Below are 14,301 nucleotides of genomic sequence, written 5' to 3' on the forward strand. Positions count from 1 at the left end.
GGAATCTTCTGGAGAACTGTTGCCGACCGGTAATGTCCGGGCCGTCGGCCCGGCAAGTTACCGACCAGTACACTCAGGTCGACAACCGTAGGACCGCAGAGACTGCTCAACCGCAAAGCCGCAGGAGACGGAGAGCCGATGCAGCTAGCAGCGATCGTCATCTCGCTGGTCACATTTGTGATCGGCACCGCGCTCGCCGCCCGTGCGGCGCTGTACATCTACAAGGTGGTGCGCACCGGAGCGGCGGACTCCACCCGCTTCGGGCAGCCCGCCCAGCGGGCGAAGACCCTCGCGACCGAATTCTTCGGTCACACCAGGATGAACCGCTGGGGGATCGTGGGCATCGCCCACTGGTTCGTCGCCGTCGGCTTCTTCAGCCTGGTGCTGACCATCGTCAACGCGTTCGGCCAGCTCTTCGACGCCGACTTCGACCTGCCGGTCATCGGCCACTGGATGATCTGGCAGCTCTTCGTCGAGCTGCTCGGCACCCTGACCACGCTGGGCATCCTGGTCCTGATCGTGATCCGGCTGATGAGCCTGCCGTCGCGGTCCGGCCGCAAGTCCCGCTTCGCCGGCTCGATCGCCTGGCAGGCCTTCTACGTCGAGTACACGATCCTCGGCATCGGCCTCTGCATCACGATGCTGCGCGCGCTGGAGGGCGCCCTCAAGGGCGTCGACTCGTACGGTCCCGAGCACCTGGTCTCGTACCCGCTCGTCACCGCGCTCAGCGGCCTGTCGCACGGCACGCTGGAGAACCTGATCTACCTGTTCGCGATGCTGAAGATCTGCATCTCGTTCGCGTGGGCGACCACCATCGGCCTCAACCCGTCGATGGGTGTGGCCTGGCACCGGTTCCTCGGCTTCTTCAACATCTACTTCAAGCGCGAGGAGGACGGCGGCACCGCGCTCGGCGCCCTCCGTCCGATGACCAGCGACGGTCAGCCGATCGACTTCGAGGACCCGGCCGACGACGCCGTCTTCGGCGTCTCCCAGGTCGAGCACTTCTCCTGGAAGGGCATCCTCGACTTCTCCACCTGCACCGAGTGCGGCCGCTGCCAGTCGCAGTGCCCCGCCTGGAACACCGGCAAGCCGCTCTCGCCGAAGCTGCTGATCATGAGCCTGCGCGAGCACGCCTACGGCAAGGCGCCGTACCTGCTGGCCGGCGGCGGCAAGGACATGGAGGGCGAGGAGCAGGCGACCCCCGAGCAGCTCAAGGACGTCCCGGCGGCCGCGCTGGCCGAGGCCGAGCGCCCGCTGATCGGCACCGCGGAAGAGAACGGCGTCATCGACCCGGACGTGCTGTGGTCCTGCACCACCTGCGGCGCCTGCGTCGAGCAGTGCCCGGTGGACATCGAGCACATCGACCACATCGTCGACATGCGCCGCTACCAGGTGATGATCGAGAGCAACTTCCCGACCGAGGCCGGGACGATGCTCAAGAACCTGGAGAACAAGGGCAACCCGTGGGGCATGGCCACCAAGGCGCGCCTGGACTGGGTCAAGGAGCTCAAGAAGGAGACCGGCATCGAGGTGCCGGTGATCGGCGAGGACATCGACCCCGCCGAGGTCGAGTACCTCTACTGGGTCGGCTGCGCCGGCGCCCTGGAGGACCGCGCCAAGAAGACCACCAAGGCCTTCGCCGAGCTGCTGCACACCGCGGGCGTGAAGTTCGCGATCCTCGGCAAGGAGGAGACCTGCACCGGTGACTCCCCGCGCCGCCTGGGCAACGAGTTCCTGTTCCAGATGCTCGGCGCGCAGAACGTGGAGACGCTGAACGCCGCGCTGGAGGACGCCCCGACCAAGCGGATCGTGGCCACCTGCCCGCACTGCTTCAACACCATCGCCAACGAGTACCCGCAGCTCGGCGGGCACTTCGAGGTGATCCACCACACCCAGCTGCTGCAGCACCTGATCGACGAGGGCAAGCTCGTCCCGGTCAACCCGGTCGAGGGCCTGATCACCTACCACGACCCCTGCTACCTGGGCCGCCACAACAAGGTCTACAGCCCGCCGCGCGAGATCATGGACAAGGTCCCCGGTCTGCGCCAGCAGGAGATGCACCGCCACAAGGAGCGCGGCTTCTGCTGCGGCGCCGGCGGCGCCCGGATGTGGATGGAGGAGCGCATCGGCAAGCGGATCAACACCGAGCGCGTGGACGAGGCGCTGTCCCTCAACCCGGACATCGTCTCCACCGCCTGCCCGTTCTGCCTGGTGATGCTCTCCGACTCGGTCAACGGCAAGAAGAACGAGGGCGCGGCCAAGGAGCACCTGAAGGTGGTCGACGTGGCCCAGCTGCTGCTGGACTCCGTCAAGGCCGTCCCGCCGGCCGAGGCCGAGGAGCAGCCCGCGACGGTGGACGCCTGACCGTCCGCTGCCCGGCAGCCCCGCTGTTCGACAGTTCTGCTACAACTGCCCGGCCCGGTGGACGCCGCCAACGCGCCCGCCGGGCCGGGCTTTTGGGCGGCCCCGGCGGCTCGCGGCGGTACCGGGGGAGAACCCGGAGTGACATCCGTCGCACAGGGGCCGGACGGGCATTCGGTTGGAAGGAAATACAGTAGGCGCCGGACCGGCTCCGAGCCGGTCGGCCCGTTCCGGACGGAAAACCGGACGGGCGCCGACCCGCGCCGGACGGACGGGTCCAGAACACCGACGGAGGCAACGGCCCGCCGGGCCGGGCCGCAGAGACCACAAGGGGAACAGCGCAGACCATGACCGAGGCGATCATGCTGGTCGGTGGTAAGGGCACGCGACTGCGTCCGCTGACCACCCACACCCCCAAGCCGATGCTGCCGGTGGCAGGCGTCCCGTTCATCGCGCACCAGCTGGCCCGCGCGGCCGCCGCCGGCGTCACCCGCGTCGTGCTGGCCACCTCCTACCTGGCCGAGGTGTTCGAGGACCACTTCCAGGACGGCACCCCGTACGGCATCGAGCTGGTCTACCTGACCGAGCGCGAGCCGCTGGGCACCGGCGGGGCCATCCGCAACGCCGCCTCCGGCCTGACCTGCGGCCCGGACGAGCCGGTCCTGGTCTTCAACGGCGACATCCTCTCCGGTGTCGACATCGCCGCCCTGCGCGACGGCCACGTGGCCGCCGGGGCCGACGTCACCCTGCACCTCACCCGGGTCGAGGACCCGCGCGCCTTCGGCCTCGTCCCGACCGACGGGAACGGGCGGGTGCTGGAGTTCCTGGAGAAGCCGGAGACCCCGGAGCAGATCGTCACCGACCAGATCAACGCCGGCTGCTACGTCTTCACCCGCTCCGTGATCGACCGCATCCCGGCCGGCCGCGAGGTGTCCGTCGAGCGCGAGACCTTCCCCGAGCTGCTGGCCACCGGGGCCCTGCTGCGCGGCGTGGTGGACACCTCGTACTGGCTGGACCTCGGCACCCCGGCCGCCTTCGTCCGCGGCTCGGCCGACCTGGTGCTCGGCAAGGTCGACTCCCCGGCCGTTCCCGGCCCGACCGGCGACGCCCTGCTGCTGCCCGGCGCCACCGTCCACCCGGGCGCGGTGCTCAGCGGCGGCACCGTGGTCTCCGCGGACGCGGTCGTCGAGGCCGGCGCGATCGTCGAGGCCAGCGTGATCCTGCCCGGCGCGGTCATCGGCCCGGACAGCCTGGTCAAGGACTCGATCGTCGGCGCCTACGCCAGCATCGGCGACCGCTCGGCGCTGGACGGCGCGGTGATCGGCGACGGCGCGATCGTGGAGTCCGACAACGAGCTGCCGAACGGCATCCGGATCGCCTGCGGCACGCTGCTGCCGGTCGGCGCCGTCCGCACCTCGGCCGGCCCGGGCGGCTGCCCGGCCGGCACCAGCGCGGCGGCGGCCGTGCACGGGCCGTCGGTCACCGCGCAGCGGTAGCGCCCGGCGGAGTCGGAGGCCCCGGCGGAGTCGGCGGACCACGGAGCACCCGCTCCGTGTCGCTCCGGGGCGGCTTTCGGCCCCGTTCGTCTCAGGCTGGCTGCAAACCGGCCCCGGCTTCGTCCGGGGCCGACGCGGGTTGGGCCGGACGGGTACCTTCGGACCGTGGCTGGTAATCGATACGACAGCGGTCAGGGCGCCGACCGTCCGCACGGCGGATGGTCGCCCCCTCCGCCGCCGCCGGCGGGGGTGCCCGGGGGGCACGGGCAGACGGACGGGCCGGAGTACTTCACGGCCCCGCACCCGGGAGCCGCCGGCGCGCCGGGGGGACCGGCCGGCGACGGGTACGACCCGTACGCGGCCGACCGGCCGGGCAGCACCCGTGCCTTCCCGACGGGCGACCCGTACGCGGGCGGCGGCGGGCAGGGGTACTACGACCAGGGCCAGTACCCGGACCAGGGGCAGTACCCGGACCAGGGCCAGTACGGGCAGTACCCGCCGGACGGCTACGGCCGGCAGCCGCCGTACGAGCAGCCGTACGAGCAACAGCCCTACGAGCAGCAGCAGCCGCCGTACGGCCAGGACAACGTCGCCGTCTACCGGGCGGGCGGCCAGTCCTCCCCGCACGTGGCCGGCCCCCGGCCGCAGTGGCGCGAGCTGTTCGTCGGCCTCTTCCGCAGCCCGACCGCGATGTTCGACCGCACCCGCGACCACCAGGTCTGGCTGCCCGCCGTCACCGTCTCGCTGCTGTACGGCGCGCTCGCGGTGCTCGGCATCGGGCTGACCCACGACGACATCGTCAACTCCACCTTCACCGTGGCGCTGACCGGCATCGTCGCCGCCGCCATCGGCTTCACCGTGGCCGGCGCGCTGTTCGGCGCGGTCACCTACGGGCTGGCCCGCCAGCTGGGCGGCGACGGCCCGTGGAAGTCCACCGTCGGCCTGGCCGCGCTGATCGGCTGGCTGACCGACGCCCCCCGGCTGCTGCTCGACCTGGTGCTGCCCTCCGGCAGCCTCGTCGTCCAGGTCGTCGGCTGGGCCACCTGGGGGCTCTGCGCGTTCCTGCTGACCAGCATGGTCCGGCGGCTGCACGACCTGCCCTGGGGCAAGGCCGCCGCCGCCTCGGCGCTGCAACTGCTCGCCCTGCTGGTGTTGATCAAGCTGCCGACACTGGGCTGACCGGCGGAGGGCAGAATGGTGGACGGGCGGCGGCCGAGCGCCGCGGCCCGTCCACCCTCGTCGTCCCACGTCCACCGGAGCCAGGCATGACCCTCCCCACCACCCACGTCAGCTTCCCGGCCGGGGCGGTGACCGGCGAGTCCCCGGTGCTCGCGGTGCACCCGCTGGCCGACGGCCGGTACGCCGTCGTGACCGGGGCGACCCCGTTCCACCCGCTCGACCACACCTGGCCCGACCAGCCCGCCGACCACGGCACCCTCACCGTCGACGGCACCGAGCTGGCCGTGGTGGACTGCCTGACCGGCGCCGTCGGCCCGGCGGACGACGCACTGCTGGTCGGCGCCGACATCCCGGTCCGGCGCGGCGACGAGGAGTGGTCCTGGCTGGTCCTGCACGTCCTCGACACCGACCCCGGCGCCATCGTCGGCCGCACCGCGGAGCTCGCCGTGGACGCCACCCGCCGGGGCGCCCTCAGCGCCTCGCACAGCGGCTGCCACCTGCTCGCCCTCGCCCTCAACGCCGCGCTCGCCCCGCGCTGGCGCAAGGACCCGGGCCGCTCGGACGCCTTCGGCAACCCGGACTTCGACAGCCTCGCGATGGCGAGCTCGGTGATGGACACCGAGGCCAGCACCGACACCTACCGGCTCGGCAAGTCGCTCAAGAAGAAGGGCTTCACGGCGGACGCCACCGAGGAGTTCCCCGCCCTGGCCGACGCCCTGCCCGCCCTCACCGAGGACGTCAACGCCCGGCTCGCCGCCTGGGTCGCCGCCGACGCCCCGGTCCGCATCGAGGTGCCCGGCCCCGAGCTCACCGCCCGCCGCCAGTGGCACTGCGAGCTGCCCGAGGGCGGCGCGCAGATCTTCTGCGGCGGCACCCACCTGCACCACCTCGGCGAGCTGGCCGAGCTGCGCACCGAGCTGCGGCTGTCCGAGGACGGCACCGAGCTGGTCGCCGTCACCAGCCCGAAGCGGGCCTGAGAACGCCGCGGGCGGCCGCCCCCCGTCGGTGGGGGGACGGCCGCCCGGCTGCGTGCGGCTCCGCGGGTCCCGCGGCTCAGACCTGGCTGCGGTGGAAGTTCAGGTACGAACGGGACGGCGTCGGGCCGCGCTGGCCCTGGTAGCGCGAGCCGTAGCGCTCCGAGCCGTACGGGTGCTCCGACGGCGAGGAGAGACGGAACAGGCAGAGCTGCCCGATCTTCATGCCCGGGTACAGCTTGATCGGCAGCGTCGCGACGTTCGACAGCTCCAGCGTCACGTGGCCGCTGAAGCCGGGGTCGATGAAGCCGGCCGTGGAGTGGGTGAGCAGGCCCAGCCGGCCCAGGCTCGACTTGCCCTCCAGCCGGGAGGCCACGTCCTCGGGCAGCGTGATGACCTCGTACGTCGAGGCCAGCACGAACTCACCCGGGTGCAGGATGAACGCGTCGTCGCCCTCCGGCTCGACCAGCCGGGTCAGGTCCGGCTGCTCCTCGGAGGGGTCGATGTGGGGGTACTTGTGGTTCTCGAACACGCGGAAGAAGCGGTCGAGGCGCACGTCGATACTCGACGGCTGGACCATCGCCGGGTCGAACGGGTCGATGGAGACCCGGCCCAGGTCGATTTCGGTCCGGATGTCCTTGTCAGAGAGCAGCACGCTTCGAGGTTACGTGCATGAAAGGGCCCCGGACGAATCCGCCCGGGGCCCGGCTACCCGTCCGCCCGCCGTCAGGCCAGGAACTCCGCGGCCTCCAGCCGCATCGCCCGCTCCAGTTGCGGCTCCGACAGCTCCCCGACGTCGGCCAGCACCGAGCTCCGCAGCCGTCCGCACTGCGGACAGCGGATCAACCGCCCGGGGCCGAGCCGGCCCGGACCGAGGTTCTGCATCGGGAACGTGGTGGTGCTGAACAGGTGCCCCTCGGCACAACGAACGACGGCGCGCTGCTCCATCGATCCCCTTCCCATCCCTAACCCAGTACTCACCCGTACTCAGACGCCCCGGCGGCCGAGCCCCGGGACAGCGTCACATTAGGGGATGTTCCGGACATTCCTCAGGTGGCTCGCCGCCCCGACCCCACCCGCCGGAGCACTCGTACGCGGCCCACACAGTACGCCTCCGCACCCGCCCCCACCCCGCACCGCCGCGCACCCGAACCCCTTGTGCAACCACCGTCTCGAATGGGGTACAGTGACACTGGATCGAGCGGTCTCTGACGGCTCGTCAAGCGGGCGTAGTTTAATGGTAGAACATGAGCTTCCCAAGCTTAGAGCGCGAGTTCGATTCTCGTCGCCCGCTCCAGTGGTAAAGCCCCAGGTCAACGACCTGGGGCTTTCGCGTTCTCCGGACCGATCCACCCCCACCGTGCCGGAAGGCCGCCGGTGCGGCGGCGAATCCTGGCGTTCCGGCCGGCGAATTCAGGCCCGTGCCAGGGGTGGTGTTCTCCGTTTCCGGTGGCGCTCGAGGCCCTTCGACGGCTTGCCGCGGCAGGCTACCGTTGGGCCGGATGCAACAGGCTGGGGCATTGGCGGACATCTGCCCCACGGAGGACCGGGGGTGGGTGCGGTGGATCCGTTGTCGTTGTCGATGGTGACGGCTTTCCTGGGCGCGGCCGGCGCGGGGATGGCCAACGAGGCGGGGAAGCGGGCCTGGGAGACGGTGGGCGGGCTGGTGGCCCGGGCGGTGGGGCGGGAGGTGCCGGCGCCGGTCGGGCAGGCCGAACGGGAGTCGGTGGCGGGGTTGCTGGTGGCGGAGGCGATGCGCAGCCCCGAGCAGGCGAGGGCGCTCGCCGCCGTGATGAGCGGGAAGGGCGCCGGTGGGGCGGCGGCGCACGGGGTGCCGCGGCTGCTGCCGGCTTCGGCCCGCTTCTTCACCGACCGGAAGGGCCCGCTGACGCTGCTGGACCGGGAGGCGGACCGCAAGCCCGACGGTCTGCCGAAGGTGGCCGTTCTGCACGGTCCGGCGGGGATCGGTACCAGTGCCCTCGCCTTCCACTGGGGAGGCCGCGAGGCCGGCCGGTTCCCGGACGGGACCCTGTACACGGATCTCCGGGGCGGCTCGGCGAGCACCGCTCCGACGGCCGCGACGGTTCTGCGGCACTTCCTGCTGCGCCTGGGCGTACCCGCGGAGTACGTTCCGCCCGCCGCGGAGGACCGGGTCGACCTCTTCCGCTCCCTGCTCTCCAACCGGCGGCTGCTGGTCGTCCTCGACCACGCGCAGTCGGCGGCCCAGGTCAAACCGCTGATCACGGCGGCGCCCGGGGTGTTCACCCTGATCGTCGCCCGTCGTCCGCTCACCGGCCTGGACGCCGTCACCATCCCCGTCGGCCCGTTGTCCGACCGGGACGCCAAGCGGCTGCTGGCCGACCTGGCGGGGCGGCCGGCCATGGCCACGGCCCGTGCCGCGCTCCCCTCGGTGCTGGAGCGGTGCGCCGGCTCCCCGTTCGCCCTGCGAGCGATGGCCCCGCAGCTGGCGACGGGGTCGCTCGGCGGTGACGGTCCGGCGAATGCCCTGCCTCCGGTGCGGGCCGTCGCCGAGGAGGCCTACCGGCGGCTCGGCGTGGAGGCGGCGAGGATCTACCGGCTCGGGGCGCTGCGACCGTGGTCCTCGCTGACCGCGGCCGTGGTGGCGGCGACGGCCGAGGTCCCGGAGGAAGAGGCGGAGCGGACGCTGGCCGAACTGGCGGAGCTCCAGCTGCTGGAGGGCACCGGGGACGGCCGCTACCGGTACCGGCCGGCGGTGCGCGCGCACGCGGAGGAGGCCGCGGCCCGCGAGGACGGCCTGGCGGGGTGCGCCGCGGCCGTGACCCGCGCGGTGGACTGGTACCTGCGGTTCGCCGTCCGCGCCGACTGCGCGGCGCTGAAGGAACGTTGGCACCTCGGCCCGCTGTACACCGAGCTGGGGCCGGGCCCGTACGAGGACGAGGGCGCGGCCGTCGCCGCGCTGGTCGCCGAGGCGGGCAACCTGGTCGAAGCCGTGCTCGCCGCCGAGGAGTTCGGCCGGTTCGACACGGTCTGCCAGACCGTCGAGGCGCTCTGGGCGGTGCAGCTCAAGGTCGGCTGCCACGACGCTCTGCTGCCCGCGCTGCGGGCCGGGGCCCGTACCGCCGCCCGGCACTGCCCGGGGGCCCGGACGGCCGGCCGGATGCACACTCAACTGGCCTTCGCCCTGATGGAGTTGCGGCAGGACGAGGAGGCCGAACGCGAACTGCTGACGGCCGCGGACGACGAGGCCCGGGCCGGGCACGCGCGCGGCCGGGCGACGGCGGTCGAGTCGCTGGGCCTGCTGCGGCTGCGCCAGTGGCGCTTCCGGTCGGCCCTGGAGTGCTTCGAGGAGGCGGACGGGCTGCTGGACGGGATCGGTCCGGCCGACGACGGCGCCGCCGATGTGCCGCGGGCCCGTGCGCTGCTGCACCGGCACCGGGGGCGGGCGCTGCGAGGCCTCGGCCGGTTCGACGACGCTGAGCAACGGCTCACCACGGCACGGGAGTTCTTCCGCGACAGCGGCGAGCGCTACAACACCGCCCGGGTGCTGACGGATCTCGCGGAGCTCCACCTCGACGCGGCCGACCACACCGGGGCGCTGCCCCTGATCGACGAGGCCGTCGCGCTGCTGAGCCGGGAGAACGCCACCGTCCACCTCACCTACCTGGCCGGGCTGCGCGCCCAGTGCCTTCCCGGGCAACCGTGACGCGGACCCGCGCGAGGCGGGTGCCGGTCCTGACGGTCAGGGTGGAGGGCGCCGGCGCCTTCGCGGGGCCGGTGTGCAGCCGTGCGAGCAGCGCCGAGGCGTGGACGGCCGGGTCCCCGGCGGTGTCGGAGGTCAGCCGGCACCGCAGTCCGTCGCGGTGCAGCACCTCGCACTCGCGGGGGCCGGTGACGTAGACGGCGAGCGAGGCGGAACGGTACCGGTCGAGCACCTCGGCCGCCCACGCGTGGGGCGAGCCGAACCGGGGGTCGTCGGCCTCGCCGTACCGGAGGATGACGTCGGCCGACTCCAGCACACCGGGATCGAGGGTGTCCTCGTGCACCGCGAGGTGGCCCTCGCCCTCGGCGTCGTCGGGTTCGTACCGGGGCTCGGCGAAGCGCAGGACGGCGATGGTGCCGTCCGCGGTGGTGCGGGTGAGGACACGCAGGGGCGCGGTGCGGAGCGGCGGTTCGTACGGCGGCAGCGGCAGCGGGTCGAGCACCGCAGGGGCGGCCGGCTCGGTGATGCCGATCATCCGGTAGAAGAGGCCGCGCAGCAGGGCCGCCGACCGTCCCGGGACCGAGCTGGTCAGCGTGGCCGGCCCGTCGAGGGGGAGGTGTTCGGCCAGCAGCTTGTCCAGCTGGGGCGGCAGCGCGCCGTATGGATCGAGGCGGGGCGCCGATCGGACGAACGCCGCGACGGGTGACTCCGCCCCGAGGACCCCCGGATCGGTGGCGCCCAGCAGTACGGGCGTGCCGCAGGCGGCGGCGTAGTAGCTGACGGAACCGAAGTCGCCCAGGACGACGTCCGCGGCGATCAGGGCCTGGCGCCAGCCTTCGAGCGGGTCGACGAGGGCGAGGCCGGCCCGACGGGCCCTGTCCAGCCAGAGGCGGATCTGGCCGGGGCCGTGGCCGTGCCAGACGTTCGGGTGGAGGACGGCTGCCACCCGGTACTCGTCGGCGGGGAGCTCGGACGTCAGCCGGGGCAGCAGGAGCGGGAGGACGTCCTCGGGGCCGGAGTCACCGAAGAGCGAGGTCGGATTCCAGGTGGAGTTCAGCAGGACGAGGCGCTGCCCGGGACGCACCCCCAGGGCCCGCCGGTACCGGTCGCGGTGGTGCCGGGCGGCCAGGATGCGGTCGAAGCAGGGATCGCCGGCCAGTACGGCGGTCGGCACCGCCGCGGGGCAGGACTCGGCGAGCCGGCCGATCTGCTCGGGGTGGGAGAAGACCATGGCGTCCGCGATCGGGACGCCTTCGGCGGTGAGGATCCACTCGGGTCCGAGCCCGAACACGGCTTCCGGCTTCCGGCTTCCGGCTTCCGGCTTCCGGCTTCCGGCTTCCGGCTTCCGGCTTCCGGCTTCCGGCTTCGCCAGCCTTTTATTGTATCCGACACCATGCGAGAGGACTGTCAACTTGCCTTTGATGCGGTCGAGTTGGCCGCCGAAGCTCGCCGATATCGCCAGGTCCACGGGAACCGTGAGGGCCTGGTCCCACGGCAGGACCGGGACGCCCGTCGAAGCCAGCAGCTCCGCCACGCCCGACTGGAACGGCGACGAGCCGGTGCAGGTCGCCAGTACCTGTACGCGCAGATCATCGCGGAACAGCGGAAGCACATCGAGCAACCGCGTCGCCGCCGTCACGTTGTGGACGACCAGCAGGACCCGTCGACACCGTCCGCGGGTGGCCCATCGGGCCGCATCGGGCCCCACCGGTACGCGAACCCAGTGCTTCAGGTCCTCGACCACCTCTGCCACCCCAGCCCTTCCGCTTCGAGGCCTCTGCGGCCACCCTTTCCGATCTTGGAGTCGGAAGTGCCAACGTATCGCGAGGAGGGATGAAGCCCCGGCTGTCCTGCCTCCGGAGCCCTGAGGGCTGCGCGCGTTCTCGGTCGAGCCGGCGGTCCTACGATCGGCGGGTGACCACAGCGACCACCACGCAGCATCTGCGCGTACTCCCGGAAGTGTTCTGTGTCGAGCGGCCGGCCGACGAGGCCGCGGCCCTGGCGGCGCGGTGGATCGCGCTGGTCCGGGCGCCCGAGGGGGTGACCGTGGTTCGGGAGGCGGACGAGCGGACGGACGGTGCGTCCGTCGAGCGGTGGAAGGCGCTGTACGGCGGTGACACCGCCCATGCGCTCGACCTGCCGGGGATGCTGGCCGGGCTCCTCGGGCCGCTGGCGGGTGCCGGGGTGCCGGTGTTCGTGGCGTCCACGTACGACGCGGACCTGGTGCTGGTGCCCGCGGGGCGGCTGGCCGACGCGGTGGCCGCGCTCAGGGCGGCCGGCCACCGGGTCGACGGGTAGGCGGGTAGACGAGCGGGCCGCCCCCGGGGGATTCGGTCCGGGGGCGATCGGGTTCGATGGGGGGCGTCCTTCGCCCGGCCGCGGGCGGCTCGCCCCGTGAGTCCGGGAGATGACGTTGCACAGGAGTTCCGCCCCGCAGGTCGACGCGATGCTCGACGACCTGCGCAGGCTCGTCGAGACCGAGTCCCCGTCCCGCGATCTGGTCGCCCTGCGGGCGTCCGCGGAGGCCGTCGCCGCGGTGATCGAGGGCCGGCTGGGCGGGCGGGCCGTCCTGGTGGAGAGCGAGGCGGGGCCGCACGTCCACTGGTCGGGCGGCGGTGAGCCCCGGGTGCTGGTGCTCGGCCACCACGACACGGTGTTCCCGCTCGGCACGCTCGCCCGGCGGCCGTTCCTGGTGGAGCACGGCCGGGCGACCGGACCGGGCGTCTTCGACATGCTCGGCGGCCTGGTGCAGGCCGTGCACGGGCTGGCGGCGCTGGAGGACACCGGCGGGGTGGAGATCCTGGTGACCGCGGACGAGGAGGTCGGCTCGGGCTCCTCGCGGGCGCTGATCGAGGAGCGGGCCCGGGCCTGTGGCGCGGTGCTGGTGTTCGAGGGCGCGGGTGAGGGCGGCGCGCTGAAGACGGGCCGCAAGGGCTGCGGGACCTTCGAGGTGTCGGTCCGGGGGCGGGCGGCGCACGCCGGTCTGGAGCCCGAGGCGGGGGTCAACGCGCTGGTCGAGGCGGCGCACCAGGTGCTGGACCTCGCGGCGCTGAGCCGGCCGGAGGCCGGGACGACGGTGACGCCGACCATGGCCTCGGCGGGGACCACCGACAACGTGGTGCCGGCGGAGGCGACGGTGACGGTCGACGTCCGGGTCGAGTCGGCCGAGGAGAAGGAGCGGATCGAGACCGCGTTCGCGCGTCTGCGCCCGCACCTCGACGGGGCCGAGATCGCGGTCCGGGGCGCGGTGGGCCGGCCGCCGATGCCGGAGTCGGCGTCGGCGGAGCTGTTCGGGCTGGCGCGCCGGCTGCGGCCGGACCTCGCGGGCACGGCGGTCGGCGGTGGCAGCGACGGCAACTTCACCGCCGCCCTGGGCATACCGACGCTCGACGGGCTGGGCGCGGTCGGCGGCGGCGCCCACGCCGACCACGAGTACCTGCTGGTCGACGCGATGGTGCCGCGGGCGCGCCTGGTGACCGGACTGGTGGAGGCGATCCGGGCCGGGGCCGGCCGGGCGCTCCCGCCCGAGGGCGGCTTCCGCTGACGGCACGTAACAGCACGTAACGGCACGGACGGTTCGGAAGCGCGCGAAGGCCCGGCCGCCCCCCGGCGGTCGGGCCTCCGCCCGCCGTTCTCGGCCCGCCGTCGGCTGCCCGCGGCCCGTCGTTCAGGCGGCGTCGAGGAACTCCCGGACGGTCCTGGTGAAGGCCGCGGTCTCCTCGGCGAGCACGATGTGGCCGGTGTCGAACTCGGCGTAGACGCTGCCGGGGAGGGCGGCGTGCAGGCGCCGGGCGTTCCGGACCGGGACGGTGGCGTCCTGGGCGCAGCCGATCACCAGGGCCGGGGCCTGGACGCGGGGGAGCAGCGGGGTCAGGTCCAGGCTGAGGTCGAGGGCGATGTGCCGCAGGGTGCCGGGAGTTGGCTGCATGTAGGCGGTGTTGGCCTCGACGGCGGCGCGCCCGATGCGGTCCAGGAAGCCGCTGCTGAAGGCGGTGAGGGTGGCGTAGCCGCCGAAGGCGCTCGGGTGCTCGGCGAGCGAGAGCCAGGTGGCCATGGACAGCCGTAGGTACTCGTCCTGTTCGGCGCTGATCCAGCCGGCGGCGGCGACCAGGCGGCGGACCTGGTCGGGGCGCTGGGCGGCGGCCGCGGTGGCGACGACGGCGCCGAGCGAGAAGCCGAAGACGTCGGCGGGGCCGCGGCCGGCGTCGTCGATCACGGCGTTGACCTGGGTGGCGAGGGTCTCCAGGGTGAGCGGGGCGCCGTCGTCCTCGGCGGCCTCGCTGCCGGAGAGGTCGGGCAGCAGCACGGTGTAGCGGTCGGTGAAGGAGTCCAGCAGGGCGTCCCACATGCCGGAGCCGGGGCCGGTGCCGTGGACCAGGACGAGGGTGTCGGGGCCGTCGCCGACGACGCGGTAGGGGATGCGGGCGGTGCCGACGGTGATGGTGGGCATGGCGGGGTCCTCTCGAAGGCGGTGGTGGGCCGGTCCGGCGGGCTGTTCCCGTCGGCGGCACAAGAAGTAAACTACACAGTGCAGAGCACTGATTCAACTGCACCGTGCAGTGCAATTTGAGGGGTGGAAACGGTGGAGGGTGGAACTGTCCGTACCCGT

General features: G+C 73.1%; 10 protein-coding genes, 1 tRNA gene and 1 pseudogene. 8 read left to right on the forward strand and 4 right to left on the reverse strand.

Annotated elements, in window-relative coordinates; translation table 11 throughout:
• The first annotated feature begins 138 nt into the window (after nt 1-138).
• The 4 genes and pseudogenes from ACYP53_RS09035 to ACYP53_RS09050 all read left to right on the forward strand — a co-directional run bounded on the left by ACYP53_RS09035 (nt 139) and on the right by ACYP53_RS09050 (nt 6,013).
• Nucleotides 139-2,364 carry a (Fe-S)-binding protein gene (locus ACYP53_RS09035; RefSeq protein WP_189913192.1) on the forward strand — a complete coding sequence of 742 codons (2,226 nt, stop codon included), beginning with the start codon at nt 139-141 and terminating at the stop codon, nt 2,362-2,364.
• Between the two features lie 344 nt (nt 2,365-2,708).
• A pseudogene (gene manB / locus ACYP53_RS09040) lies at nt 2,709-3,782 on the forward strand (mannose-1-phosphate guanylyltransferase); the annotation flags it as partial.
• A 240-nt stretch (nt 3,783-4,022) separates the two neighbouring features.
• Nucleotides 4,023-5,036: a Yip1 family protein gene (locus ACYP53_RS09045; RefSeq protein ID WP_459647095.1), complete on the forward strand. Its 1,014-nt coding sequence runs from the start codon at nt 4,023-4,025 to the stop codon at nt 5,034-5,036.
• Between the two features lie 86 nt (nt 5,037-5,122).
• Nucleotides 5,123-6,013 (forward strand): alanyl-tRNA editing protein, encoded by an 891-nt coding sequence (locus ACYP53_RS09050; RefSeq protein WP_189913189.1) that lies wholly within the window; start codon nt 5,123-5,125, stop codon nt 6,011-6,013.
• 76 nt (nt 6,014-6,089) lie between these two features.
• Here the strand turns inward: ACYP53_RS09050 and dcd are convergent, their stop codons facing one another.
• Together dcd and ACYP53_RS09060 are read right to left on the reverse strand one after the other, a co-directional pair.
• Nucleotides 6,090-6,665 carry a dCTP deaminase gene (gene dcd, locus ACYP53_RS09055; protein ID WP_189913188.1) on the reverse strand — a complete coding sequence of 192 codons (576 nt, stop codon included), beginning with the start codon at nt 6,663-6,665 and terminating at the stop codon, nt 6,090-6,092.
• 71 nt (nt 6,666-6,736) lie between these two features.
• Nucleotides 6,737-6,958: a hypothetical protein gene (locus tag ACYP53_RS09060; RefSeq protein ID WP_189913187.1), complete on the reverse strand. Its 222-nt coding sequence runs from the start codon at nt 6,956-6,958 to the stop codon at nt 6,737-6,739.
• Between the two features lie 275 nt (nt 6,959-7,233).
• Here ACYP53_RS09060 and ACYP53_RS09065 point away from each other — a divergent pair.
• Both ACYP53_RS09065 and ACYP53_RS09070 read left to right on the forward strand, forming a co-directional pair.
• Nucleotides 7,234-7,307, forward strand: a tRNA-Gly gene (locus tag ACYP53_RS09065).
• A 255-nt stretch (nt 7,308-7,562) separates the two neighbouring features.
• Nucleotides 7,563-9,695 carry a tetratricopeptide repeat protein gene (locus ACYP53_RS09070; RefSeq protein ID WP_459647096.1) on the forward strand — a complete coding sequence of 711 codons (2,133 nt, stop codon included), beginning with the start codon at nt 7,563-7,565 and terminating at the stop codon, nt 9,693-9,695.
• On the opposite strand, the gene ACYP53_RS09075 is transcribed toward ACYP53_RS09070, so the two are convergent.
• Nucleotides 9,646-10,983, reverse strand: coding sequence for a hypothetical protein (locus tag ACYP53_RS09075; protein ID WP_459647097.1), 1,338 nt, complete (start codon nt 10,981-10,983; stop codon nt 9,646-9,648). The genes ACYP53_RS09070 and ACYP53_RS09075 overlap by 50 nt on opposite strands.
• 623 nt (nt 10,984-11,606) lie before the next feature.
• Between ACYP53_RS09075 and ACYP53_RS09080 the strand changes: the two genes are divergently transcribed.
• Both ACYP53_RS09080 and ACYP53_RS09085 read left to right on the forward strand, forming a co-directional pair.
• The gene (locus ACYP53_RS09080; protein ID WP_459647098.1) at nt 11,607-11,990 is read left to right on the forward strand and encodes an ACT domain-containing protein; all 384 of its coding nucleotides are present in this window, start codon (nt 11,607-11,609) and stop codon (nt 11,988-11,990) included.
• A 109-nt stretch (nt 11,991-12,099) separates the two neighbouring features.
• Nucleotides 12,100-13,236, forward strand: a complete 1,137-nt coding sequence (locus ACYP53_RS09085) for a M20 family metallopeptidase (protein ID WP_189913184.1) — start codon at nt 12,100-12,102, stop codon at nt 13,234-13,236.
• A 123-nt stretch (nt 13,237-13,359) separates the two neighbouring features.
• Here the strand turns inward: ACYP53_RS09085 and ACYP53_RS09090 are convergent, their stop codons facing one another.
• On the reverse strand, nt 13,360-14,142 hold the full coding sequence (locus ACYP53_RS09090; protein ID WP_459647099.1) for an alpha/beta fold hydrolase: 783 nt from the start codon (nt 14,140-14,142) through the stop codon (nt 13,360-13,362).
• Between the last annotated feature and the right edge of the window lie 159 nt (nt 14,143-14,301).

It is taken from the genome of Kitasatospora sp. Ki12 (assembly GCF_054601375.1).

Coding starts and splice junctions, on each gene's coding strand:
- ACYP53_RS09035 (WP_189913192.1), top strand. CDS start 139: ATGCAGCTAGCAGCGATCGTCATCTCGCTGGTCACATTTGTGATCGGC.
- ACYP53_RS09060 (WP_189913187.1), bottom strand. CDS start 6,958: ATGGAGCAGCGCGCCGTCGTTCGTTGTGCCGAGGGGCACCTGTTCAGC.
- ACYP53_RS09090 (WP_459647099.1), bottom strand. CDS start 14,142: ATGCCCACCATCACCGTCGGCACCGCCCGCATCCCCTACCGCGTCGTC.
- ACYP53_RS09050 (WP_189913189.1), top strand. CDS start 5,123: ATGACCCTCCCCACCACCCACGTCAGCTTCCCGGCCGGGGCGGTGACC.
- ACYP53_RS09085 (WP_189913184.1), top strand. CDS start 12,100: ATGACGTTGCACAGGAGTTCCGCCCCGCAGGTCGACGCGATGCTCGAC.